Source organism: Spirosoma sp. SC4-14, assembly GCF_037201965.1.
Lineage (GTDB): Bacteria > Bacteroidota > Bacteroidia > Cytophagales > Spirosomataceae > Spirosoma.
In genome coordinates, this window is sequence record NZ_CP147519.1 from 284,355 (window position 1) to 310,040 (window position 25,686).

13 protein-coding genes are annotated in these 25,686 nt (G+C 51.7%); 8 read left to right on the forward strand and 5 right to left on the reverse strand.

Annotation, left to right across the window (positions count from 1 at the left end; genetic code table 11):
* Positions 1-11: 11 nt before the first annotated feature.
* The 4 genes from WBJ53_RS33275 to WBJ53_RS33290 are packed head-to-tail and all read right to left on the reverse strand — an operon-like array spanning position 12 to position 9,336.
* The gene (locus tag WBJ53_RS33275; RefSeq protein WP_338877348.1) at positions 12-1,877 is read right to left on the reverse strand and encodes a RagB/SusD family nutrient uptake outer membrane protein; all 1,866 of its coding nucleotides are present in this window, start codon (positions 1,875-1,877) and stop codon (positions 12-14) included.
* Positions 1,878-1,897: 20 nt separating this feature from the next.
* Complete coding sequence (locus WBJ53_RS33280) at positions 1,898-5,239, reverse strand: TonB-dependent receptor (RefSeq protein WP_338877349.1); 3,342 nt, start codon at positions 5,237-5,239, stop codon at positions 1,898-1,900.
* Positions 5,240-5,288: 49 nt separating this feature from the next.
* A complete protein-coding gene (locus WBJ53_RS33285) occupies positions 5,289-7,130 on the reverse strand; it encodes a glycoside hydrolase family 88 protein (RefSeq protein ID WP_338877350.1) in 1,842 nt (613 codons plus the stop codon).
* A gap of 22 nt (positions 7,131-7,152) precedes the next feature.
* Positions 7,153-9,336 carry a right-handed parallel beta-helix repeat-containing protein gene (locus WBJ53_RS33290; protein ID WP_338877351.1) on the reverse strand — a complete coding sequence of 728 codons (2,184 nt, stop codon included), beginning with the start codon at positions 9,334-9,336 and terminating at the stop codon, positions 7,153-7,155.
* 505 nt (positions 9,337-9,841) lie between these two features.
* Here WBJ53_RS33290 and WBJ53_RS33295 point away from each other — a divergent pair.
* From WBJ53_RS33295 to WBJ53_RS33330, 8 genes are all read left to right on the forward strand, one after another.
* Positions 9,842-13,981, forward strand: coding sequence for a two-component regulator propeller domain-containing protein (locus WBJ53_RS33295; protein ID WP_338877352.1), 4,140 nt, complete (start codon positions 9,842-9,844; stop codon positions 13,979-13,981).
* A 326-nt stretch (positions 13,982-14,307) separates the two neighbouring features.
* A complete protein-coding gene (locus WBJ53_RS33300; RefSeq protein WP_338877353.1) occupies positions 14,308-17,448 on the forward strand; it encodes a TonB-dependent receptor in 3,141 nt (1,046 codons plus the stop codon).
* 40 nt (positions 17,449-17,488) lie between these two features.
* A complete protein-coding gene (locus tag WBJ53_RS33305; protein WP_338877354.1) occupies positions 17,489-18,997 on the forward strand; it encodes a RagB/SusD family nutrient uptake outer membrane protein in 1,509 nt (502 codons plus the stop codon).
* Between the two features lie 75 nt (positions 18,998-19,072).
* Positions 19,073-20,326: an L-fucose:H+ symporter permease gene (gene fucP / locus WBJ53_RS33310; protein ID WP_338877355.1), complete on the forward strand. Its 1,254-nt coding sequence runs from the start codon at positions 19,073-19,075 to the stop codon at positions 20,324-20,326.
* A gap of 5 nt (positions 20,327-20,331) precedes the next feature.
* The gene (locus WBJ53_RS33315; protein WP_338877356.1) at positions 20,332-20,661 is read left to right on the forward strand and encodes an L-rhamnose mutarotase; all 330 of its coding nucleotides are present in this window, start codon (positions 20,332-20,334) and stop codon (positions 20,659-20,661) included.
* Positions 20,662-20,781: 120 nt separating this feature from the next.
* Positions 20,782-21,570 (forward strand): SDR family oxidoreductase, encoded by a 789-nt coding sequence (locus WBJ53_RS33320; protein ID WP_338877357.1) that lies wholly within the window; start codon positions 20,782-20,784, stop codon positions 21,568-21,570.
* Positions 21,570-22,925, forward strand: coding sequence for an alpha-L-fucosidase (locus WBJ53_RS33325; RefSeq protein WP_338877358.1), 1,356 nt, complete (start codon positions 21,570-21,572; stop codon positions 22,923-22,925). The genes WBJ53_RS33320 and WBJ53_RS33325 overlap by 1 nt, the downstream gene beginning before the upstream one ends.
* 17 nt (positions 22,926-22,942) lie before the next feature.
* On the forward strand, positions 22,943-23,959 hold the full coding sequence (locus WBJ53_RS33330) for a zinc-binding alcohol dehydrogenase family protein (RefSeq protein WP_338877359.1): 1,017 nt from the start codon (positions 22,943-22,945) through the stop codon (positions 23,957-23,959).
* Between the two features lie 334 nt (positions 23,960-24,293).
* On the opposite strand, the gene WBJ53_RS33335 is transcribed toward WBJ53_RS33330, so the two are convergent.
* Positions 24,294-25,685, reverse strand: a complete 1,392-nt coding sequence (locus tag WBJ53_RS33335; protein WP_338877360.1) for an ISKra4 family transposase — start codon at positions 25,683-25,685, stop codon at positions 24,294-24,296.
* Between the last annotated feature and the right edge of the window lies 1 nt (position 25,686).

A 25,686-nucleotide genomic window follows, 5' to 3' on the forward strand; every position in this document is an offset into this window, starting at 1 on the left:
TGTGTCGGGGTTTACCAGCCGGGGTTTTGCGTCAGCGCGTTGTCTAACGAAATCTCATTGGCTGGAATCGGGAAAAGGAGGTGTTTGGGATAAGCAGTTACAAAATTGGTAGCTGCGAGCGAGGCCGAGGTCACATAATTACTGGGGGCTGTACTGGAAACCGTCGCAATGAGATTCTGCATGACGTTCTGCATGACGCCCCACCGGATCAGGTCGTTCCGGCGCTGTCCTTCAAAACACAGCTCCCGCGACCGTTCATCCATGATGTCCTGCATGGTAATGGCCGTTGCATCCACCGGTGAGCCGGAAACCAGCGGATTGAGTCCATACGCCCGGCGTCGTACCTGGTTGTAATAGTCGACTCCCTTAGCGCCCCCGTTAACCTTCAAATCAGCTTCAGCGGCCATCAGTAACACATCGGCATAACGGATGATGGGGAAATTGCTGGAGGTGTTGTTTTGAAGTCGGACTGGCGGCAGATTCAGTTCATATTCGCGACGCCACTTGCCAACGGGGCGGTCATACAGACTGGGGTAGCCAGTGCCCGGTGTCGCCAGGGTAATGGCGGTCAGTTTCCCACCCGTCACCACGGCTGTCGCAACGGCTCCACTGCCCGCCGTGGCCGAGAAACTGACAGTTGGAGCCGTCGAATAGCCTGAACCGCCGTTTTCAACGGTAATGGACGTAATCGCTCCCGTTGGCGAAACATTGGCAATGGCTGCTGCGCCTGTGCCTCCTCCGCCCGTAATATTTACCGATAAAATGGGGTATCGGGTTGTCGTGGCGTCTTTGTAAATGTAAGGCGCAATGGCCCAGTCGCGCCGTAAGTCGCCGGGGCCGTACAGTTTATACAGCGAAGCCTGCGCCCGATACGTTCCCGGCGAAAAACCAATAGGGGCCGATGCAGACGCATCCGGGCAGGTTACGCCCATGATGGCCCCCAGCGTTTGCGTTACCAGAAAACCGCTGCTGGCATAGGTGCCCGTCGCATTGGATTTCGACAGAAAAGCGGCATCCCAGATTCCTTCCGACGTGTTTTTGTCATTGACATTGTTCTGCATATTGTTGATGAACAAACGGGCGTAGGCGGGCGTACCGGCAGACTGCGGCAGTGGGGTCGAATTCAGCGAATGCAGGTTCGAACTGATAACTTTCTGTGCCCAGAACAGTGCATCTTTATACTTCGACACATCCTTTAGGGGTTCACCCGCCATGGTCAGGCAAACGCGGGCCAGTATCGCTTCAACCGCCGTTTGGGTTACGATGGTAGGCGTCTGGGCCTGCGGCATTGTCTGAACCAGCGAATCGGCTTTCGTCATATCGCGTAGAATCAAAGCATATACATCTTTGGCGGGTGTACGGGGCAGATTAAAGTTAGTGCCCATGTCGGTGGTGAGGGTGGTTTTCAGCGGTACATCGCCGAAGTTGCTCACGAGCAGGTAGAAGTAGTAGGCCCGAAGAAACAAAGCCTGCCCCCGGATATTGGCCCGTTTGGTTTCGTCCATCGTCACCTTGTTTATCCCATCCAGCAACACATTAGCCCGCTCGATGCCGATGTATAGCTGTTTCCAGAACGTATTCACGTTCGCTTCCGAATTGCTGATGCTGTAGAGTTCGGTCAGGATTGTGCTGGCATTCGTACCGTTCCGAAAGCTTTCGTCGGCACCGGCCTGTAGGTAGCCCCACAGTCCCTGCGCATACAACTGATCCATTTCCAGGACATTATACACACCCGCCAACTGATTGCTGAGTTGTGCTTCGGTTGTAAACGTAGTGGGCTCAAAACCAATGGGGTCCAGGCTTACATCCTTTTGGCAGGCTATCGTCAGGCTAAGAAGAACACCGGCCAGAAAAAGCCGTAAATAGTTAGTTTTCATATCAATTGGATGGTCAGGAGTTAGAAAGTGACCGATACCCCGGCGGTGAGTGTAAAGGCACGTGGGTAAGGCGTGTAATCGTAGCCTGCTGCCAGTACCGAATACCCACTGCTGGGCTGGATATAGCTGTAGCCGCTGCCACTGTTGCTATTGGTCGAGAAGTTATTACCCGGAGGGGCACCCGCCGGATTGGCCGTGCGGTAGGTCGATACTTCAGGGTCCAGCCCCGAATACTTCGTCCAGGTCAGGATGTTCTGCGCCGACACATTGAATCGAACATTATTTGCTTTGATCTTACGAGCCTGTGCGGTTGGTAAGGTGTAGCCAAAGGCAATGGTTTTCAGCCGAAGAAATGAGCCATCTTCAATCACGCGGGACGATGGACGCGGATTGCTACTGCCTGCATCGCCTTTCAAATTGTAGCGGGCGCGCGGGATGTCGTTGGTTGGGTTCGTGGGCGTCCAGCGATCCGCGTAGGTTGCAAACTGATTGCCGTTCAGGAAGTACCCGCCCGTCGATTCAAAAACGATTCTGTTGGCGTTCAGAATCTGGTTGCCGTAACTCCACTGGAAAAATACATTCAACGAGAAGTTTTTATAGGTGAAATTGTTGGTAAAACCACCCGTATGAATCGGGGCGGGGTTGCCCAGAGTCGTCTGGTCGCTGGCATCGACTACGCCATCACCGTTGATGTCCTGGTATTTCGGATCGCCGGGCTGTACGTTGGGGGAGTAGGTCGGAATACCGTTTTTCAGGACATAGGTTCCATTGGCTAGCTGGTTGAAATCAGCGAACTGATACACGCCCCCCCATTTGTAGCCGTAGAACTGCGTCAGAGGTCCCCCCACTTTCGAAATCCAGGCCGAAGCCGACCCGGCCAGTCCCCAGGCCGTTTGCCGGGAGTCGAGACCGTTATAAAAACTCAGAATCTTACTCCGGTTAAAGCTGATATTGAAACTGGATGTCCAGGTGAAGTTTTTACTTTCTATGTTGACCGTATTGAGCGAAAATTCAAAACCTTGATTGCGCAGGTTTCCGGCATTCTGATACTGGGCGTTGGCCCCGTTGCTATAACCTGCCAGCGAGGGCAGGGTTACGCCGAGCAGGAAGTTGGTCGTTTTCTTGGTATAATAGTCCGCTTCGATGCTAATTCGGTCGCCGAACAGACCCAGGTTGAGACCCAGATCCAGCTCATGGGTGGTTTCCCAGGTGATGTTGTCATTCCCGTAAAAGAAAGGCACAACCCCGCCTGTATACGTATTATTGGTTGGGTAACCCTGATTATTGCTCAGGTTGCCAAACTGCGAGAGGTAACTGAAATCACCTACTTTATTGTTGCCGACCGTGCCATAGCTAATCCGGAATTTACCCTCGCTCAGCTTGGGGAGCAGTTTCTTCATGAACGGTTCCTCCACAAAGCGCCAGGCAACGGCGGCTGATGGAAAATACCCCCATTGTTTGCCTGGCGTAAATTTGGACGAACCATCCGAGCGGGCTGAAAGGGTAATGAGGTACTTGTCTTTATAGGCATAGTTGATCCGGCTTAGAAAGGAATACAACTGCCACTGTGACCCGCCGACTAGGGGCGTGTTTGCCGTACCCGTCACCATACTCAACAAACCCAGGTATTCCTGCGCCTGCGGAATGTTGATGGATTTAAAGGCATTCGTACTCGATTTGGCAAACTGATACGTAAAGCCAGCCAACGCATCGAACGAGTGTACCTTATTGACGATTCGATTATAACTCAGGATATTTTCGTTCAGGTAACTGCTGTTTATGGTATTGCCGATGAAGCCGTTTATGCCACTGGCATTGGGAATGGCTCCCGCACTGTTTTTGAAAATATTCCCCTGCTGCGTCTGGGAATTATAGAATGCTTCTGATTTTGGACTAGTCGACGTATAGCCTCCCGACAACCGCAGTTTGAAGTTATCGAGGAATGAATATTCGACAAATGCATTGAGCATGGCCGTATTCGTAATACTTTTCCGGTATTCGTTCTGGGCCTGAATGAGTGGGTTAATCAGGTTGTCGCCGAGCGAGGCTGCTCCGTTTCCACTGTAAAAATCCTGGAGCGCAACGCTGTCGATTAGGGCACTGACCAGATTCTGATTGCCTACCCCGGCAACGGGTCGGTACTGCCACATGCCCTGTACCACCCCGCCACCATTCCCCGACGACGGTATGGTGCCGAACGTAGTGGAGTTGGAGTAGCTGGCGCTGAATCCCATTTTTAACTGCTTACTAATACGCTGGTCCAGCGCCAGTCGGCCTTCGTAACGTTTCAGGCCCGTATTGAGAATAATACCTTTCTGGTCGTAGAGGGAACCCGACAGCGAAAAGCGCGTATCAGTACTTCCGCCCGATAGGTTCAGGGAGTGATTTTGGGTGATGCCGTCCTGCAACAATAACTGCTGCCAATTGCTGCCCGATTCATTTTTGTACGAATCCAGCGTCTTGTCGGCACTCAGGTAGATATTACGGAAGCGGGTTGAGGGAACCGAAGGCGTGCTGGCCAGACTGTCGAGTTCCAACTGAAGTTTGACAAACTCGTAGGGGCTCATCATTTTCATCGTTTTAATAGCCCGCTGGATACTTGTCTGGTAGCCGTAGGTAATCCTGACCGGGCCCGCCTTACCCCGCCGGGTCGTAATCAAAATGACCCCGTTGGCTCCTCTGGCCCCGTAGACTGCAATCGACGAGGCATCTTTCAGCACTTCCATCGATTCTATATCGGCTGGATTGATAGAGTTGACGTCAATGTTCTCCATCGGAAAGCCGTCAATGACATATAAAGGCGACGCATCCTGAGTGACCGAACTACCCCGAATTGTTATCTGGGCAGCCGCACCGGGTTGCCCGTCGTTGGAGGTTACCTGAACACCCGCAATTCGACCAGCCAGTGCCTGGTCGAAGGAGGGAACGGGGGCTTTTTTAACATCCTCCATATTCGCTTTCCCAACCGAACCGGTCAGGTCTTTCCGCTTGACCTGACCGTAGCCGACCACCACCACTTCGTCAAGATTATTTAAATCTTCAACCAGTGAAATGTCAATGGTACGCCGGTTGCCGACCGTAACTTCCTGTTTGAGATAACCAATGGAACTGAATACCAATACAGCCTTGTCCGTGGCTACGTTGAGCGAGTACTTGCCCTCCGCATTGCTGCTCGTTCCGACGGTTGTTTTCAGAACGGCAATGTTGGCACCGGGTAAGGGTTCACCTTTGGAGTCGGTAACGGTCCCATTTATACGAAAAGAGCCAGGCTGGGCACTGGCCGTAAAGGTGCCTAGCAGCAACAGGAGCTTGAATAGCCGCCATAAACCCGGCGGGCGATTCAGGAAATAGAAATGATTCATTTTATGAGGGTTTAGAACATGAGTTTTTTAACAGATTTTGTTGGCCTGACTAGCGGCCCTTCAACCGTTGCAGGTCTCCAGCAAGCATCTGATTCACTTCCAGAGCCGCAAACAAAACGGCAAACAAACCGTGGGTGTCGTTGTCGAAATAGGGGCGGTTCAGGTAGTAATTGACATCTTCGGAGCACATCGTTCCCATGCAGATATTATGCACGGTACCGTCGGCGTCGACCTGCGTTTTCAGGGCGTTCCAGCCTTTTACTACTATGGGCTTGTACTGTTGAGCATCAATCCAGCCATGCGTGATGCCGCGTGCCATTGCCATGGTCAGGATAGCCGTGCCCGACACCTCGATTTTACCATCGGGCCTGTCCATAACGTTTGGCCAGAAACCCGCTTCTGTCTGATACCTGACCAGCGATTGAACATGTTTCCGGTACTGATTCAGAATGGATTGATACTGCGGGTGGTCGTTCGGTAACGCCACCAGTACTTCCGAGGTTGCCCAGATGGCCCAGCCGTTGGCCCGTGTCCAGTGGGGTAGTTTCACGTCACGATTGGAGTAGCGGGCATGCATGTACAGATTTGCAGCAGGGTCCCATACCTGTTTTGTAAAGCCAAGTACCTGACTGGCCGCATCGTCGAGTATCGCTTTTCGGGTGGTCGCATCAGGTGTATACTGCGCGGCCTGTACCAGAAATGGGATACCCATAAACATATCATCGGCCCAGGTGGTGTATTTTTCGGGCGTTGTGCGGGTATAAATGCCGGAGCCGGGGAGCCTGATTTGCTCAAAGCGGGCATACTTAATCATATTGGCGATAAACGATTCGTAATCGGTCCGGTTGGCAAACGATTGATTTTTACGAAGTCGATAAATGAACGGGAGAGCGGGAGCCAGCGTAAAATCGAGCAGGGGCGTATCGACAAGCTGATAATTGGCTGAGTTCACCGCATTGAGCGTCTTGACCTGATACCTTACAAAGGGAATGCTGGCCAACTGGAAATCGCAGAAACGACTGGCAAAGTCGTCGTATTTCTTCTCGCCCGTTTGCTCCGCCAGTTGCTGCATAGCCCAGGCTACACCCCCGTTGTGGTAATTCCAGTTGTAGTTGGTGCCCCAGGTCAGTGGGTTATACACGTCGCCCAGTACATCGACTTTCGGTATTGTCCAGGTAACGGGTGCTTCGAGGCCGCCATACATGGTGCCAAACTGAATGCCGGTTTCCGGCCCGTTGGCCTTATCGAGACCCGTGCGTGTTGCGCCGGAAGCAGGGTTTGCAAACGGGCCAATGACAAGCCAGTTCGATAGGTCGGCCACACTACTATCCACGCTGTCAAGACCGTGTAGCCCGATGGTCAACGGAGCCTGTTCGCTAGTAAGTACGGCACCTTTCGTGCTGGGTGGCTGTAGATAAACTCGCCAGTCCTTACCGGCTGTTTCGGATTTAATGAGCAGGTCGTTGGCCCCTTTGTGCAGCGTCAGTTTAAGCACATTGGGTAATTCGATGCTGCGCTCATCATGGACGATGTTAATGGCGTGATTGCCTTTTTTCTCGTAAACAAGTTGCCCGTTGAGCCAGATTTTGCAGCCGTCGTTATGCTCGACCTGTAGGGTTCGGGTCTGATTGCCGGGGGCCGTTAACCGGGTGTAGGCATAGGCCACGGCGGGTTTGCACAGGGTAAATGTCCGGCCAAAATCAATAGCCTGTAGACCATCAAATGTTGTGGAAGGCGTCGCTCTGACCAGCCGATAGGAAAACGGTGTATCCCGAATGAGTTTATCGCCAATCCGTTTGATTACGTCGAGCGGGGTATCGGTCGTTGGGACTGGCTGAGCGACGGATAGACAACTGCTCAGACAGGCCAGCAAGAAGAGATGATTTTTCACGAAGAACGGGTTTGGTCGTGCATTAATTACGGTCAAGAATATCCTGCCCCAGTAGGTCGGCGCTTTCACCCTGCCCAAACCGGCCGATTTCGGCGCTGGAAGGCAGCTTTTTACGGTATTCATCGACGTACAGGCCGATTTTATCAAACGGAATCGGTTTAAATCCAGGCAGGTCTTTCAGTAGTTGCGCATCGGGTTTCAGGCTGAAATCGAACCGGTTCAAGTCAGCAAAGCCGGGGTTGGTTTCGTAGGCAATGTTTTTGCCCGATGCCAGCGACTCGTCGGTTTTGACTTCTTTGCCGTTGAGCATCTCGACGTACGAAAAGGGTTTCTTCGACTGAATGGCCACGTTATTCTCGATGTGGTTGCCGGGCCCGCGGACCGTAACGAACTGAAAACCGTAGTTGCAGTTGATGGCTACGTTGTTATAGCAGTCGATGGTTTGCGGGTGTTTGTCCTGAGAACCGCGTTTGTAGAGGTAGCCCGTTCCGCGTTTGTTGGGCGAACTGTTCAGGTACAGGATGTTACCAAAGATGTGCATATCCCGGTGGTCGTGGTCGAAATAAATACCATCGCCTTCGGTGCTGTTGTGGATGAAGTTGTAAGCGAACGTGTGGTTGCCCATCCGTTCGTACTGGTCGTAGCTGTAAAAGCCGCCCATATCATCGGAAACGAGACACATCCTGAAAATCTCGTTGTATTCGAATCGGGAATCCCAGCTACCGAACAGCACCCCGGCATGGGGCGTGTCGTGAATCAGGTTGTGCGCTACATACATGCCTACGGCTGGATGATGGCCGCCACCACCGCCCCCGGTGAAGCCCGCATTGACGGCAGGCGCATAAATCCGCGTAATCTGACTGAAGTGGTGAATGTGGTTGTTAACTACCTGATGGCCAGCTGCTACGCGCGGGGTCGTTGTTTCGTCGCCCCCGCCCAGCCACACCCCCCCGGCTCCCAAATCGAACAGGTCGGAGCTTTGTACGATGTGGTTGCTACCTCCATCCAGCCGGATAGCATACTGGTTTATGTTATGGATTGTGCAGCCCGCAATCCGGTTATTGGCCCCACCGTTGATAACGATGGCATCGGCTAGGTTTTCCTCGAACGTGATGCCCTGAATCACAACATTCGACACATCGGTCAGGCGGAGAAGCGGTTCACTCAGGTCGGCCAGGCGGACCTGAGTGTCCTGAGCGGGCGGATAGAAATAAAGTTTCTGGTCAGAGAAATCAACGGCCCATTCGCCGGGTAAATCCACTTCTTCGAGCAGGTTCATCAACCAGTACGGCTCCTTGCCGTTGCCTTCGGGCCGGGTGTATTTGTTGCCAATGCCACCCGGTACCGGTGCTGCCAGCGTAACGGTATGGGCAGCAGTGTCGATGGCGGCTACCCGCACGGCTTCGTTCTGCCAAGGTATCCGCCAATACCCTTTTAGCCAGACACCCCGGCTAACCTGACGCATCCAGCGGGCGGGCCGGTCGGCGCCAGTCGTGTCCCGGCCATTCGTGGCCCGGCGGTACTCGAAAACGCCGGGACGGGGTGGGCGGGGCGCTTTAGCACCGTCGGCGTAGAAATTCCGCCAGTCTTCGTTTTTCGATTCCTGTCCCCCACCATTAACAATGACTTTCTTGATTGTCATATATCCCTTGTTGGGGTAGCGCGAGAGCGGCATTCGTTTGCCATCGATAAACAGCGAAACAATGCCACCCTCGTCGTTGAACAAATCAGGATAAGCGTTACGGTGGGATATTTTCAGGGCTTTTAAATCAATGAATCGGATTTTAGGGCGTAAATCCGGCAAGATGCGGTCGAGTGTGGCCGGGTCACTGACGGGCTGTACCGATGAAGGCGGTACAGGGCTGGACCCGCAGAGAATGGCTTTCTCCTCACCGAATGCCCGGTAAACAACAGGAGCGGCTTCCGTGCCACCATCCTGTTTGGTAAGGTCTATGGTTTTGGATACATAATAGGTACCGGCCCGTAGATACACCGTTGCGGGTTTTTGCTGACTAGCCCGTTCTCGTACGGCATCGCGGGCACGGGTAAGCGTCGCAAACGGCGCGTTCTGCGTACCTGGATTGGTATCCCGCCCGTCGGGACTGACAAAAAAATCCTGCGCCAGCAGCGGACCAATGCCAAAAAAAGTAGTGACGGAAAGGGTCAGCAGCGCAACATAGCGGCTACATGTTAACGATAAAATCATACGGATTTAGGTATCAAATGAGGCCTGAAACGACTGGTCAAAAGTAGCCTGTCGCCTATCACAAGGCTTTTCCGTATGTTGCGAATGTTGGTCTCGCGGTTGCAAATTTGGATGGAATAGGGATTAAATAGGCAGAAAGCAGGGTGTTTTACGTCCCCAAGACAATTCAGCAACCTCCTGACCAGTACTTAGCACATCTCGTATAATGAAGTACTACCCGACTGTCTAGCTTTACGGATTGCTCTGATTGACCGCCTGTCCGGGGAAGTCAGGGTGTTTTTTATTTATTCAGACTCCGTTATTACATGAACGTACGCCGACTCAAACCACTGGTCTTTCTGACACTGGTCTATGCAGGCCTCACCTCGCTATTCCTTTATTTACTTTTTTTACTTCTATAAGCTGTATTCAGCATTTTAGCCGTAAAAAATAAAAGTATAATCAGATGCATTGTTGCCTTAGGTAAGCAGCGTATAGTGTGTAGAGACCTGTATGATTCCTCGTTATGCGATTACATACTACACTTTTCTGGCTACTCCTTTTTGTGGTGTCTCCGCCCGTTTATTCGGATGATGGCTTTACGGTGGCAACGGATAAGGCGATTAATCCGGATGTACTCTTCGAGCGATTTACCAGCAAATCAGGCTTACCTGATGAACGGATTCGGGCTTTCTACCAGGATAGTAAAGGGTTTTTGTGGATTGGTACAATGAATGGCCTAAGCCGGTACGATGGCTATTCCTTCCGGAATTATTTCAGGAACCAGGAGAAAAACAGCATCTCGGGCAACTGGACCTACGCCATTTGTGAAGATGCCGGCCATTCTCTCTGGATTGGGACGAAGGATGGACTCAGCCGGTTCGACCCGAAAACAGAAACGTTTACCAATTTCCGTAATAACCCGGCTGACCCGACCTCATTATTCTGTAATCAGATCAATACCATGCTGTTCGACAGCCAGGGTAAACTCTGGATTGGTACGCCCAAAGGTGTCACCGTTTTCGACCCGGATAGCCGGTCGTTCAGGCGGTTAAAGCAGTATCCGTTCAATACGCCCATCGGGAAAATGATTCGGTCGGCAGGCGATTACATCTGGATTGCGACCGCCGAAGGTCCCGTTCGCTATGATGTTCGCAACGGAAAATCGACCTTTCATCGGCTGACCGTCCGGCCCAATCCATACGGTGACCGCTTCTGGTCACTGCTGGAAGACAATCGCCATTTATACATCGGGACGGGGGGCGATGGGCTGTTGCGCCTGACCTACAACGCCGAACGCGGGACGTATGAAGGGTTCGAGTCGCTGAATCAAGTAACCGAAAGTGGCCAGTCGCTCCATCGGACCGAAATTTTCGACATCTGTAAAGCCGACGCTACATCATTCTGGCTAGGTACCGACCGGGGTATTGTGCGACTCGAAAAGCCCGGAACACCAGCCGCCCGGCTGCGCTTTTATAAGCATAATCCAATCAACGAAAAAAGCATTAGCAACGACCTCGTTTATAAGGTCTTCATCGACCGAACCAACGTGCTGTGGTGTGGTACCGAAATTGGTCTGAATAAGCTCGACCTGCACCTGTTACCCTTTCATTATTACACGTTTGCCAGTCAGCAGGCCAGCGATCAGGTCCGTAGCATCCTCTCCGCCGATGACGTAACGATCTGGTTGGGCACGGCTCAATCCGGTTTGTATCGCTATCACCTGGCCGATGGAACCACGCAGCGTTACCGCTTCCGCCCTGAACCGTCGTTCCTGAATTACCACCGCTCACTCCTCATGGATGCTGACCGAAACCTATGGGTTGGAACCCTCGGGGGAGCCACCCGATTGGCCGCGGGTTCCTATACCCGATCAGAGACGATGCTCGACGGCGCGGCCGTCTTCTCCATTTTTCAGGATTCCCGTAAAACGCTCTGGGTCGGCACGAATAATGGCTTGTATAAACTAGGTGCCGATGGTTCAAAAACCCATTTTCCATTCGGTGGCAGAAACCCCGGCGAAGCCACCAGCGAGTTCGTGCGTTCACTTTATGAAGACCATACGGGCGCTATCTGGGTGGGATTTGAAAACCGGGGACTTTGTCGGTTCGACCCTAAAACGGGGGCGTTTACCCCCATTGGGGGAAGTCGGGCCAATGAGCGTCTGGCGGGTGGGACCGTCTACTCGATTCTGGAAATGCCCCGGAATGTAATCTGGGTCGGTACCGAGTCGGGGCTTAACAAAATTACCCTTTCGGATGATGCGACCCGTCGAGTGCCGATGCGAATCAAAACCTATCGCGAGGTCGATGGCTTACCCGACCAGTCGGTGAATGGAATCCTGGCCGACCGTCAGGGCTTTTTGTGGATTAGCACGATTAAAGGACTGGCCCGGTTCGACAGTCGCCGGGAGCAGTTTCAGGTCTTCCTGCCTATGCTGAATTTTACGCATAGCTGCCTCAACCAGTTAAATGGGAAACTATTGTTCGGGGCATCGGATGGGTTTGTCATCTTCGACCCGGCCGAAATCAGGACGGATAAGCGTATGCCAGCGGTGGTTTTGTCGGACCTCAAATTATTCAATAAAGGGGTGGGTATCGGTCAGGTTGTCAATGGCGATACGATTTTACGCCAGTCGCTGGCCACCAGCCCGGAGATTGTCCTGAACTACCGCAACAACGGATTTACGATTGGCTTTACGGGGCTGCATTTCGCGAACCCGGACGAGAATGCGTATGCCTACCGGATGGATGGCTTCGATGCCGACTGGATTCCGACCGATGCCCAGAACCGAACGGCCACCTATACCAATCTGGACCCTGGCACCTATCGCTTCGAGGTGAAGGCGTCTAATAGTTCGGGGCGATGGAATCCCCATGCAGCCAGTATTACGGTAACGATTCTGCCACCACCCTGGAAAACATGGTGGGCCATTACCTTGTATGTGCTCCTGTTCAATGCGCTCCTGTTCATTTTCATCCGTTATCTGCTGATTCAGTCCAAACAACGTCAGCAAATTCGGTTCGAGCAACTGGAAAAAGAGCAGCTAAAGAATCTCAATCAACTCAAACTGCGGTTTTTTACCGACGTCTCGCACGAGTTCCGAACCCCGCTGTCGCTCATCGTCGGGCCGGTTGAAGACCTGTTGGCATCAACGGATATTCGGGGCGTAGCGCGGCAAAAAATTCAGTTTGTTCAGCACAACTCGCAGAAACTGCTGCAACTGATTGACGAACTGATGACATTCCAGAAACTGGACCAGGGCATGCTCAAACTGAAGCCCGAGCGGCTGGAACTGGTGACGTTTACGCAGGACATCTTTGGCAACTTTGAGTCGATGGCGCAGAAGAAAGGCATCCGGTTTCAGTTTTCGTCCGGCCTATCCTCCGTAGCCGCCATGGTCGATTCAGAAAAGTTAGAGAAGGTGCTCAATAATCTGATTGTCAACGCACTGAAGTTTACGCCCACGGGTGGGGCTGTTACAGTGCAGTTGACGGCTTCATCGCCCGGTCTGGTACCCGATTCCGACCGGGAATGGATTCGTCTGACGGTGGAGGATACCGGAAAAGGCATCACCCCCGACGAGCAGCAGTATTTGTTTGAACGCTATTTCCAGTCGGAGTCAATAAAGGGTGGAACGGGCGTTGGCCTGTCGCTGACCAAAAGTCTGGTCGAACTGCACGGGGGAACGATAACGGTCGATAGTGAACCGAATGTACGAACCTGTTTTACAGTGCTGTTACCGATAGACACTGTAGCGGCACCCGATACTCTGCCGTCCGTACAAGCCGCACCGAAGCCGTTTGTTTACGAGCAAATTGTCCCTAACCTAACGCTGGCGAATGAACTCGTGACGCTACCGCTGCCGAGTTTAGCAACTGGCAATGTGGCCAGTCGGCCAGACCTGCTCATTGTTGATGATAACCTCGATGTACTCGATTACCTGGAACTGACCTTTCAGAATCAGTACCGGATTGTGAAAGCCGAAAACGGACGACAGGCGCTGGACCGCATCCGGGAGCGCGAACCCGATGTGATTATCAGCGACATCATGATGCCCGAAATGGATGGTATCCAGTTATGCCGGACGCTGAAAACCAGTCTGGACACCTGCCACATTCCACTGATTCTATTGACGGCTCGTTCGACGGTTGAGAATCAGATTGAAGGCATCGGCACCGGCGCTGACGACTATATACCCAAGCCGTTCCATCCTGAACTCCTGCGGGCAAAAGTCGAAAATCTGATTGAGTCCCGGCTGCGGTTACTCGAAAAATTCCGGTCTAATTCCGTCGTTATTCCCAAAGACATTACCCGGAATCCACTCGACGAGGCCTTCCTGCAAAAAGTCATTGATACCATCAAGGCGAACCTCAGTAACGAAGAGTTCAGCGTGGAGGAACTGGGCGACCATGTCAGCATGAGCCGGAGTAATCTGTTCCGGAAACTGAAAGCTATCACCGGCCAGACACCCATCGAATTTATCTATTACATCCGCCTAAAACACGCCATGGAACTGCTGCTGGAACGGAAGCTAAACATCTCCGAAATTACGTATGAGGTAGGTTTCAAGAACCCGTCGTCGTTTAGCAAATCCTTCCGGAAGCAGTTTGGAAAAGCCCCCACCGAGTATCTGAACGACCTGCTGGCAGCTCAGAAAAATTAACGCTGGTTTACCGTCAAATCTTTTTCCTATTATTTGCCCCGTTATCAGTTCTGGCGCATAACGGGGCTTTTTGTGGTATTTTTTAGGGGCGTACCTGTACTTAATCGGGGCGAAATGCCTGTTTTAGCCCTGCTTATTCGATTTCTGCAACATCTCGGCTTACATCTGCAACATTTCCCTTCCCCGGTTTGAGTTGCCTGCCCCGTACTTTGTACCACTGAATTTTGAATTATTCACGGATAAAATAGCGATAGTCCAATAAGGGACAAACTGCCTTATGTGTATCGCATTCCTATTTGTAGAAGCCCCTTAAACCCTACATTACTATGCGCCCCCCTGTACAAAAGCTCGGTTGGATAGCATGCTTTTTGCTCATCATCCACTCATTAGCGGTTGGGGCTGTTCTGCCGCCACTCGTTATAACGGGTCGGGTAATCGCCGAAACCGGCGGACCGCTGCCCGGTGTCAGTATTGTTCTGAAAGGCACGCAGACCGGCACGACCACCGAGGCCGATGGAACGTATAAACTATCGTTACCCGAAGGCAGCGAAAACAGTACGCTGGTCTTTTCGTATATCGGCTACGTTTCGCAGGAGATTGTGGTAAACAACCGGTCCGTCATTGAGGTAACCCTGGCCACCGATTCCAAATCGCTGAGTGAGGTAGTCGTTGTCGGCTACGGTGAGCAGAAACGGAAAACGCTCTCGACAGCCGTCAGCTCTATATCCGGTACGCAACTAAAAGATATTTCGGTGGCGAACCCGGCGCAGGCCCTGGCGGGTCAGGTATCGGGTGTCAACATTACGCAGACGGGCGGTCAGCCGGGTTCAGCGCCCGTTATCCGGATTCGGGGTATCGGGTCGCTGGGGGCGGGTAACAGTCCTCTGTATGTAGTAGATGGATATCCGCTGGCCAGTGCCGACAATTTCAACCAGATTAATCCGGATGATATTCAATCCATCGAAATTTTGAAAGATGCCGCTGCAGCCGCTATTTACGGCTCGCGTGGAGGTAACGGGGTCATTCTGGTCACGACCAAACGGGGGAAACCCGGCCAGACCCGCTTTTCGTACAGTGGCTATTACGGCGTTCAGAACCTGAGCAAAGAGGTCGATGTGATGAACAATACAAACTTCATCGCTTATTCCAAAGAGTCGGCCATCAATGCAGGGTTAAAATATTATGCCTTCTACGACAACCCGCCTGCCGATTTGCCCACAACCGACTGGCAGAAGGAAATCTACCGGACAGCGGTCATCACCCAGCACGAAATCTCGGCCTCGGGTGGTACTGAAAAGTTTCGCTTCAATGTGTCGGGTGCTTATCTAAAACAGGATGGAATTCTGCGCAGCAGCGGTTTTGAACGGTTTTCGGTACGCGCTAACCTCGATGCCCAATTGTCGAATAAGCTGACGTTTGGTATGAGCCTGGCTCCGTCGTTTACTAATACGCAGTATCAGAATGTAGCCGGTAGTAATGACGCCAGCGCCATTGCGGTAGGTACTGACCCCATCGGTGTCGCCCTGCAAATGCCGCAGTTTTTCCCGGTCTTTCTGCCTAATGGCGATTATGCCAATACCAACAATTACCCCCTGACGCAGGGTGCCAATTCGGTTTCTCCCAATTTCAGAGGACCCACCGTGCAACTGGATTTATACAAAGACCGGGGCGAAACCCCGCGTTTACTGGCGAATTCATTCCTGGAATATGAGCTGATCAGTGGGCTGAAAATCAAAACCAGTTTCGGGGCGGAGTACATCAGCGACACCCGGAATCAGTTCGTGCCAGCCACAATGCCGTCCAACACCGCACCGACGGCGAACCTGAGTAATCCACTCGCCAGCAACATTGCAGCAGCCAAACGACTCAGTGTCAACTCGAACTGGCTCTGGGAAAACACCCTCAATTACAACAAATCCATCGGGCATGACCACTCATTTGCCCTGCTGGCGGGGTACACAGCCCAGTCGGTGGTCAGCACCGGAAACGTTATTACGGGTGTAACGGGCAGTTTCGTAAACGACCTGATTCAAAACATTAGCGGGGCCGGAACCACGACCAGCACCAACTCCTACGCAAAAAATACGTTGGTGTCGCTGCTGGGTCGGATAAACTACAGCTACAAGGAAAAATACCTCATGTCGGCGGCTATCCGGCAGGACGGTTCGTCGCGGTTTGGGTCCAACAACCGCTACGCGCTATTCCCCTCCGCATCGGTAGCCTGGCGGATGACGGAGGAGCCCTTTATAAAAACGATTCCCATCATCAGTGAATTGAAAATACGGGGTAGCTACGGCCTGACCGGTAACAACAACATCGGCAATTACGCATCCCAAAGCTACGCGACGCAAGCCAATTACGACTTTGGCAGTGGGGCGGGAACGCGGGTTTACGGCTATGCGGCCAATAACATCGCCAATGCCGATTTGACCTGGGAGACCAACAAACAATTCGACCTGGGTTTTGAACTGGGCCTGCTCAACGACCGGTTTTACCTGACTGCCGATGCCTACACCCGCAACACGACAGGGCTGCTCAATAACCGCAACGTACCGGCTATTGTCGGAACATCGGCTACGGTGGTGCAGAATATCGGGGAGATTTCGAATAAAGGGGTGGAGTTATCCATCACATCGCACAATACCAAAGGCGCGCTGCAGTGGACCACCAACGCCAACATCTCCTTCAACACCAATAAAGTTGTGTCGCTGGTCAATGACAAGCCTATCTATTTCAGCGCAGGCGGCTTTACCAACTACGCCATTGTGGTGCCGGGTCAGCCACTGGGTGAGTTCTACGGCTACCGGCAGATTGGCGTTTTTAAAGACCAGGCGGAAGTAGACGCAGGTGGTCAATGGGCCAGTGGCGGGTCGAAGCCGGGCGACATCAAATACGACGATGTGAATAAAGATGGCAAGATCGACGCCAATGACCTGACGTATCTCGGCAGTCCGCTGCCCAAATTCACGTACGGGATGACCAATACGTTTCGGTACAAAGGCTTTGATTTGAACGTAATTCTGCAAGGGTCGTATGGGAACAAGATTGTGGCGCAGTGGCTCCGGGCGGGTTATTATTTCAACGGCAATGCAAACACCATTACCGATGTGGTTAACCGCTGGGAGTCGCCGAGCCAACCCGGCAACGGCTGGCAGCCGCGCGTCACCAATACCCCTTCGGGTGGCACCAATAATTTCTCCAGCCGCTACGTCTACGATGCGTCGTTTCTGCGGGTACGCACCGTCACGCTGGGGTATACAGTCCCGAACGTGGTAACCAACAAGCTGAAGCTACAGAATGTGCGGGTGTATGTGAGTGGCCAAAATCTGTTCACGTTCACCAAATACATTGGCTACAATCCCGAAGCCAACGATAATGGCAATACGACCAACCCTACATATGGCTATGATTCGGCCTCGTATCCGCTGGCACGCACCATTACGGCCGGACTGAATGTTGGCTTCTAACCCTTTTTCTCGCATCAAGCGACTAAACATCTTCGAAATCATGAAACGATATACTCCTTTGATTGTCTTGCTGACGGCGCTCCTTGCGGGCTGCCAAGAGGACTTTCTGTCGCTGACAGACCCCACTAAGGTCTCGACGACAAACCTGTTTACCACGTCGGCCAACGTGACGGCTGCGGTGAACGGCGTCTACAGCGCCCTTCAGCCCGTTTACAACAACGATTACTACATTTTTGGAGAACTGGCCAGCGACAACGCCTACGAAAGCGTGGCGGCAAACGGCCATTATTTCTTCAGTACGTTTGCGGTTGATGCGACCAATCCGAATCTGCAATCGATGTGGACGGATACCTACAAGTGCATCAGCCGGGCCAATGCAGTCCTTGATCAGGCTGTTGCTGTATCTATGGACAGTACGCTGAAGAAGCGTTATTTTGCCGAAATGAAGTTTATCCGGGCGGTGAACTACTTTAATCTTGTCCGGATTTGGGGCGACGTACCATTAGTCGTAAAAGACCTGAGTGCTGACTATCAGGATGCATACGATTACGCACGAACACCAGCCGCTCAGGTATATGCCCAGATTATTCAGGATTTAAAAGATGCCGAAACAGTGCTGCCCGCTACCTATTCCGCCACCGACCTGGGCCGCCCGACCAGTTTATCGGCGAAGGCGTTACTCGGCAAAGTCTATCTGACGCAAAAGACATATGACCTCGCAGCCGCCAAACTAGGTGAACTGATTCCGGGTGCGCCAACGGCGGGTTCGCTGGCCAATATTAGCGGGCTGCTCCCTAATTTTTCAGATGTGTTTTCGCCCGCCAATGAAATGAATAAGGAAATTATTTTCGCCATCCGGTTTTTGTCGGGCGGATTGGGAACGGGTAGCAGTTTTGCCAGTGTTTTCCTACCCGGCTATTCGGGTACGGACATCATAAAAGTCGGTATTTCGGGTGGGCCAACGGAACGGCTTGACCTGTTCAGTGCTTATTCCACAGCCGACAAACGAACCCCCATTTCAACGGGCTATTATACGAAAGGAAACAGCGCGGCTACGTCGGACTATTACACGAAAAAATATATTTTCACCGGCCCGCCCTTTGCCCGCAACGACGCGGATAATGACTGGATTGTCTTGCGTTATGCCGATGTTTTGCTGATGTATGCGGAAGCGCTCAACGAGCAGAGTAGTCCCACCGGAGCGTTGCCCTACATCAATCAGGTACGTAGCCGGGCGGGTTTGCCCAACCTCACGGGGCTGAGTCAGGCTGAGCTGCGGCTCGCTATTGAAAACGAGCGTCGCCTGGAGTTTAGCTTTGAAGGCCAGCGGTGGTTCGATCTGGTTCGGACGAATCGCCTGATCCCGGTGATGAATGCTTTTTATGCCAAATACTCGGCCATACCCTCAACAGCAGCCGTGCCCAATAACGGCCTGTTTGTCAATAGTGGCGGGTCGGTGGTGCAGGTGCAGCCCAATCAGATTTTGTTCCCCATTCCGCTGGCCGAAATTCAATACAATCCCATACTGACCCAGAATACGGGGTATTAGGGAGGTGAAGTCGATAGGTTTCTAATGACTGTATTGATTACCGCTACTTTGATCCAGGCTTCTTTCTAAAACCATATGGCTAAATCAAAAAACCAGCTGGCTATTATTCTGATTACAACTCTGTTTTTTCTATGGGGATTTGTGCTCAACCTGAATCCTATCCTGATTCCGCACCTGAAAAAAGCGTGTCAGTTGAGCGACCTGCAATCGGCCCTGATCGACTCGGCATCCTACATTGCCTATTTCCTGATGGCGCTCCCAGCGGGGTTATTTATGAAACGTTTCGGGTATAAATCCGGCATTACGCTGGGCCTCGTCCTGTTTGCCTTTGGTACGTTTTTATTTTATCCAGCGGCTGAGCTGCGGCTGTTCAGTTTCTTTCTGGTAGCGCTGTTCATTATTGCCAGTGGGCTGACGCTGCTGGAAACAGCTGCCAATCCCTACATCACCGTACTCGGCGATGCCGATACGGCCACCCAGCGGCTGAACTTTGCGCAGTCGTTCAATGGGCTGGCGGCTTTTCTGGCCCCGCTAATGGGCGGAACGTTTATCCTGTCGGGAAATACCCTGACGGAGCAACAGCAACAGGTGATGTCTGCCGACCAACTGAATCAATACCTGACCAACGAAGCCGCTTCGGTGGAGGTGCCGTTTGTGGTGATCGGTGTTGTGGTGCTGGTGGTGGCGGTATTTTTCTGGCGAACACCATTGCCTGACATTACAGAAGAAGCCGAAACGACAGACCAGGCTGAAGGATCAATTTTTGCGGAGAAAAACCTGATTATTGGAGTTGTAGCCCAGTTTTTTTATGTCGGTGCGCAGGTGTGTATCAGTAGTTTCTTCATTCGTTTCTCGGATCGGGTGGCAGGAATCAACGAAAAAACAGCGGCCCTGTACTTATCCGTCGCGTTGCTGGGGTTCATGATCGGCCGTTTTTTTGGCACCTATCTGATGCGCTTCGTGGCTCCCCCGCGGCTGTTGGCTGTCTACAGCCTGATCAATGTTTGTTTGCTGCTGGTTGCCGTACTGGCACACGGACTGATAGCCGTTTATGCCCTGATTGGCGTCGAGTTTTTCATGTCGATTATGTTCCCGACCATCTTCGCTCTCAGTATCCGGGGGCTGGGTGCCAAAACAAAAATTGGGTCTTCGCTGGTCATTATGGCGATTGCAGGTGGGGCTGTTTTTCCCGTCATCATGGGAAAGGTGTCGGACCTGACCACGATGCAAACGGCTTATATCGTGCCTGCGCTCTGCTTCTTCGTCGTCTTCTATTTTGCCCTGCGCCATTATAAAGCGGAAAACGTTCAACTAGCCGTCACCCATTAAATACTATGAATCGATACTGTTTGGCTCTTGACCTGATTGATGACCCTACGCTGATTCGCCAATACGAGTACTATCATCAGAACGGCTGGCCTGAAATTAAAGCGAGTATTCTGGACGCGGGAATCCTCAATATGGAAATTTACCGAATCGGCAACCGGCTGTTTATGATCATGGATACCGATGCGTCGTTCAGCTTTGAAAAGAAAGCCGCCATGGATGCTGCGAACCCTAAAGTGCAGGAGTGGGAAACCCTCATGTGGACGTATCAGCAGTCGCTGCCGCAGGCAAAGCCCGGCGAAAAATGGCTGCTTATGGACAAGATTTTTCAGCTATGATCTGCGTTTTGGCCAAAGATCCAGAAGTAGGTTAACATATAGGTTGGTAATCAAGAAAGCCCCACCGGTTGCGTGACGGATTTCTCTTTTTTGGTATTTACTAAACAGAATGGATATATCATGGATTTACAACTTGCTGGTAAAATTATTATCGTAACCGGCGGAGCCAGAGGAATTGGCGAAAGTATTGTTAAGGTATTGGCCGCCGAAGGAGCCGTTCCGGTCATTATCAGTCGAACGGAAGCCTATAACCAAGCACTTGTTTCGACTCTGAATACGGCAGGGTACCAAGCCGCTCAGTTTACGGCTGATCTGACGCATCCAGAGGAGGCTGAACGAGCCGTTGAGTTTGTGTTAATTCAGTTTGGCCGGATTGATGGCTTAGTGAACAACGCTGGCGAAAATGATGGGGTGGGCCTTGAACATGGTGATTACGAAGGTTTTATGGCTTCGCTTCATAAAAATTTGACCCACTATTACCTAATGGCGCATTTTGCGTTGCCTGCCTTGAAGGAATCGAAAGGGTCGATTGTCAATATTACCTCTAAAACCGCTGATACCGGTCAGGGAGGCACTTCAGCCTACGCGGCTGCTAATGGAGGCCGTAACGCACTTACCCGGGAGTGGGCGGTTGAATTGCTGAAGTATGGCATCCGGGTCAATGCCGTAGTCGTGGCTGAATGCTGGACACCTTTATACGAACGCTGGATTCAGACCCTGTCCAACCCAGATGAAAAACTGGCTTCGATTGTAGCGAATATACCGTTCGAAAACCGGATGACTACCCCTGAAGAAATTGCCAACACAACTGTATTTCTGCTATCCAGCCGATCCAGCCATACTACTGGCCAACTGATCTATGTTGATGGAGGATATGTTCACTTAGACCGGGCCTTAGCCAACTCCTGATGAAAACGTTTTTTACCCTTCTGCTGGTTGTCATAAGCCTGCCGGGTAGTTACGGCCAGACACCGCAAACCACCAACAAACCCGAGCGCGTGGCCTGGTTTCAAGACCTGGGCTTTGGTATGTTTATTCACTGGAACGTCGATGTAGCACTCGGAACCGTGATTAGCCATTCCCTGGCCGGCGCATCTGACGATTACGTAGAACGGTACATCAACGAGCTTCCGACCTATTTCAATCCCAAACGATTCGACCCCGAAGAGTGGGCCAAACTGGCTAAGCTGGCTGGTATGAAATACGTGGTGTTTACCGCGAAACATCACTCCGGGTTTTGCATGTTCAACACCAAAACAACGCCGTTCAATGTGATGAATACGCCTTTCGGCCGCGACATCACGAAAGAACTAGTGGACGCTTTCCGCAAGGAAGGGATTGCTATTGGCCTGTATATTTCGCCGGAGGATTTCTATTTCCTGCACACCCACAACCTGCCTATTGGCCGATTACAGCATCCGCAGCACTACCCGGCTAAAAATCCGGAATTAATGGCCTATGACAAACAGCAGGTAAAAGAACTACTGACCAATTACGGTAAAATTGACATTATGTTTTTCGATGGTCCGGGTGACGGACTGCGGGAATACGCCTGGTCGCTGAATCCCGATCTGGTCATCACCCGCGACCTGATGAAAACGCCGGAGCAAACCACACCCGACCAGCCATTGCCCCGACCCTGGGAAGCCAACTATACGATGGGGACAGACTGGCAGTTTAAACCCACCAACGACCCGCAGAAAACCGGTACTGAGATTATCAATATGCTCATCGAGATTCGGGCGAAGGGCGGTAATTTCCTGTTAAATGTTGGCCCCAAACCCGACGGTGAGATTCAGATCGAGCAACAGAACCTGCTTCGTGAGGTGGCGCTCTGGCATTTTGTCAATGGCGAGTCGATTCATGCCGTTAAGCCCTTGCCGGTCATTCGGGATCACAACATCTGGTTTACGCAAACCAACGACGAGAAAGCCATTTATGCTTTTGTTACCCGGACCAGTTTCGAGGACTGGAAATATGGTGACCGGCGGGATTTCCTGTTACCGATGCTGGAGGGCACTTCCCAGACAAAAGTGTGTGTGCTGGGTTATAAAAGTGAATTGGTTGAGTATAAAAACGGGTTCGATGCCAGTGTTCGAGTTGTACCAACGCCGTTAGGACTAGCTGTCAGTGCCATAAATGGGCAACGCCTATACACTAATAATCGCTGGCCCAACGCAGTTGTGCTTAAGATTGAAGGCGCCACCTTTCGTCAGCCTCAGGCCGGAAAATCAGCACAGTCCACAATAGACGGCGCTAAATAAAAGGAAGAATAAAAATTATGGAATCTTTAATGTGTATCGCTCCTGGTCAGTTTATGTACCAGACCATTGATAAACCTGCCCTGACGCCTGGAAACGCTATTATCCACATTCAGCGGATCGGTATCTGCGGTACTGATTTACACGCTTTTGAGGGAACTCAACCCTTTTTTAGTTATCCCCGGATTCTGGGCCATGAGTTGGCTGGCCAACTGGTCGAAGCCGATGGGGCAGATGATTTTGCCATTGGTGAACCCGTTACGTTCATTCCCTATTTCAACTGTGGAACCTGCGTGGCCTGCCGGTCGGGTAAGCCCAATGGCTGCGTTCGTATTCAGGTAGCGGGCGTGCATATCGACGGGGGCATGGTTGAATACCTGTCAGTGCCTTCCTATTCGCTGGTTCATGGCGAAGGACTTAGTTACGATGAGCTAGCCCTGGTTGAGCCACTGGCCATTGGGGCTCACGGGGTTCGCCGGGCCGATGTTCAGCCGGGCGAGGTTGTGCTGGTGGTGGGAGCAGGACCCATTGGATTGGGAACTATGGAGCTTGCTCGAATTGCCGGAGCTACCGTTATCGCGCTGGATATTAACGAGTCGCGGCTGGATTTTTGCAAAAAACGGCTGGGTGTCACCCACACAGTCAACGCGCAATCGCCGGATGTAGCCCAGCAACTGGCGGCTCTCACCAATGGCGATATGCCCACGGTAGTCATTGATGCCACGGGAAGTTTACGGGCCATCAACACGGCCTTTGCCTACCTGGCACATGGAGGGCGTTATGTGCTGGTAGGGCTGCAAAAAGGCGACATTAGTTTCGCGCATCCTGAGTTTCATAAGCGTGAAGCAACCCTGATGAGTAGTCGCAACGCAACTCGGTCTGACTTCGAACACGTAATTGCCAGCATGAAAAAAGGACTGGTTGATCCCACCACGTACATCACGCACAGGCTTGGCTTCCATCAAATACAAACCGAATTTGAACACTGGCTTGACCCTGCCAATGGAGTGATCAAGGCGATGGTCGAAGGGCTGTAAGCGGTATTCGGCCACAGGGTGCGGTTTATACTGATACGCATAAATAATATAGCGCCCCCGCTATGTGTATGTTTTGGGGCCTTGGGTTGCTCAAACTTTGCTGGCATACTGACGTTCGTACTAAACCGATCTGCTCGGCGACATAGTCCAAAACAACCTGGAATGCCGGAATGAACAAGCAGCAGACTTGACGTTTACCCAGCTAACCGACGGACATTGCAGATCCGGTGTATATTGGTAGGGGAACAAGTAGTCTTATTCAGGTAAATTCACATCTCCTGAACCGGAAAGCAGGTTGCGGTAGAGAGCATAAAAAAGCCTGGGGTCAGGCAAGTTAAGCAGCCATCGAAATGACCGCGCCCGAGTCCGCCCGAAACTGGGGATACTGTTTCTTAAACTCACCCTCCCAGTCATCATTTAAGACTTTGGTTCGCACTACCAGCATTTGATGGGCTCCCGATTTACTCCATTGCATTTGCTGTTTTTTCGTGAACCGCTTGGCCACTACATAATTGACCGTCGATTCAACAAACCCTGTCGAAATTACTTCCCCGTACCGATAGCGTTCACTGTAGTCCACGATCAAATGAGTATTTTGCCGAATGTAGCTTTCCAACTCGCTGATATACCGGATGAGGGGTTTGATCTTGTCGTATTTGGTAGTGGCTTCCTGACGGTGTAGATCGGCATCCCAATCTAGATCATGGATCAGCTCTAACCCTTTGGTCGTGTTGCCGTGCCACAGATGCCACTTCGCGCTTTCTAACCGTTTTTGCATTTTCTCTCCATCCGCATCAACTTTGGTCAAACCCTGTAAATACTGTTGGAGGACCGTAAAACGCATGCTTAGGTGGAACCAGTCCAAAATATGTTGAGCGTTCGGTGTCAGGTAACTTTGTAACTGCCGCAGATTGGCTGCGCCATCGGACAGAAAAACGACCCGCTGATTGCCTTGTAGTCCTTGTTGGTTCAATAACTCAGAAATGCGCTGTTTGGCTTGCTGATCATACCCTTGTACAAAGCCGAAACACTTAGCGGGCTGCTCTGCTGGAACGGATTTGCCCACAATTACTTCAAAACAGGTCTTCTTCTGCGACCAGTCTCGCAGATAGCCCCCATCCACGCCCATAACTAGTGGGCCTTCAGCCTCAGTCACTGCACTTTGGCAGACAAGAAGATCTGCTGGGTTGGTTAAGGGAGCAACGCTTAAATGACTATCGACTTGACGAGCGACCTGTCCCAAATGATTTCGGATAGTAGCGGCATTAAGTTTTTTATCAACTGGCAACACGTCTTTAAGCAATGTAGCGGTTTGTGAATACGATAGCGAGGCAGCCCATTTCGTTTCCAGATAAAGCATTTCCGGTGTAGTACGCTGGGTAAGCAAGGAACGTAATGGGCTCACTGTTTGGGGTTTATCCAATAATTGAAAAACGGTGAATCGAGGACTTCTCAACCGTACAGTACCAAATAGCGTTCTTAGGGTTAGGGGCCGATAATCTTTTAAAACTCGACTGGTTGGTAGCTTGGGTAATGCCTGTGCTAGAAAACAGTTGGCTTGTTGTTGAACGATTTGTGCTTGTAGCGCTTCGAGTAACTGCTTTGATTCAGGGAGCGATAAACCGATGTTGGCCACGTCCTGACACTCTTTATCGAATGCCAAAACAGGCATGGTTTGAAGCGGTTCACCAGAAGCTTCAATGCTTAATGAGATGGTAAACTTCATA

Bases quoted from the DNA above. Each gene is read 5' to 3' on its own strand.
- WBJ53_RS33275 (WP_338877348.1), bottom strand. From the start codon at position 1,877: ATGAAAACTAACTATTTACGGCTTTTTCTGGCCGGTGTTCTTCTTAGC.
- WBJ53_RS33280 (WP_338877349.1), bottom strand. From the start codon at position 5,239: ATGAATCATTTCTATTTCCTGAATCGCCCGCCGGGTTTATGGCGGCTA.
- WBJ53_RS33290 (WP_338877351.1), bottom strand. From the start codon at position 9,336: ATGATTTTATCGTTAACATGTAGCCGCTATGTTGCGCTGCTGACCCTT.
- WBJ53_RS33295 (WP_338877352.1), top strand. From the start codon at position 9,842: ATGCGATTACATACTACACTTTTCTGGCTACTCCTTTTTGTGGTGTCT.
- WBJ53_RS33300 (WP_338877353.1), top strand. From the start codon at position 14,308: ATGCGCCCCCCTGTACAAAAGCTCGGTTGGATAGCATGCTTTTTGCTC.
- WBJ53_RS33305 (WP_338877354.1), top strand. From the start codon at position 17,489: ATGAAACGATATACTCCTTTGATTGTCTTGCTGACGGCGCTCCTTGCG.
- fucP (WP_338877355.1), top strand. From the start codon at position 19,073: ATGGCTAAATCAAAAAACCAGCTGGCTATTATTCTGATTACAACTCTG.
- WBJ53_RS33315 (WP_338877356.1), top strand. From the start codon at position 20,332: ATGAATCGATACTGTTTGGCTCTTGACCTGATTGATGACCCTACGCTG.
- WBJ53_RS33320 (WP_338877357.1), top strand. From the start codon at position 20,782: ATGGATTTACAACTTGCTGGTAAAATTATTATCGTAACCGGCGGAGCC.
- WBJ53_RS33325 (WP_338877358.1), top strand. From the start codon at position 21,570: ATGAAAACGTTTTTTACCCTTCTGCTGGTTGTCATAAGCCTGCCGGGT.
- WBJ53_RS33330 (WP_338877359.1), top strand. From the start codon at position 22,943: ATGGAATCTTTAATGTGTATCGCTCCTGGTCAGTTTATGTACCAGACC.
- WBJ53_RS33335 (WP_338877360.1), bottom strand. From the start codon at position 25,685: ATGAAGTTTACCATCTCATTAAGCATTGAAGCTTCTGGTGAACCGCTT.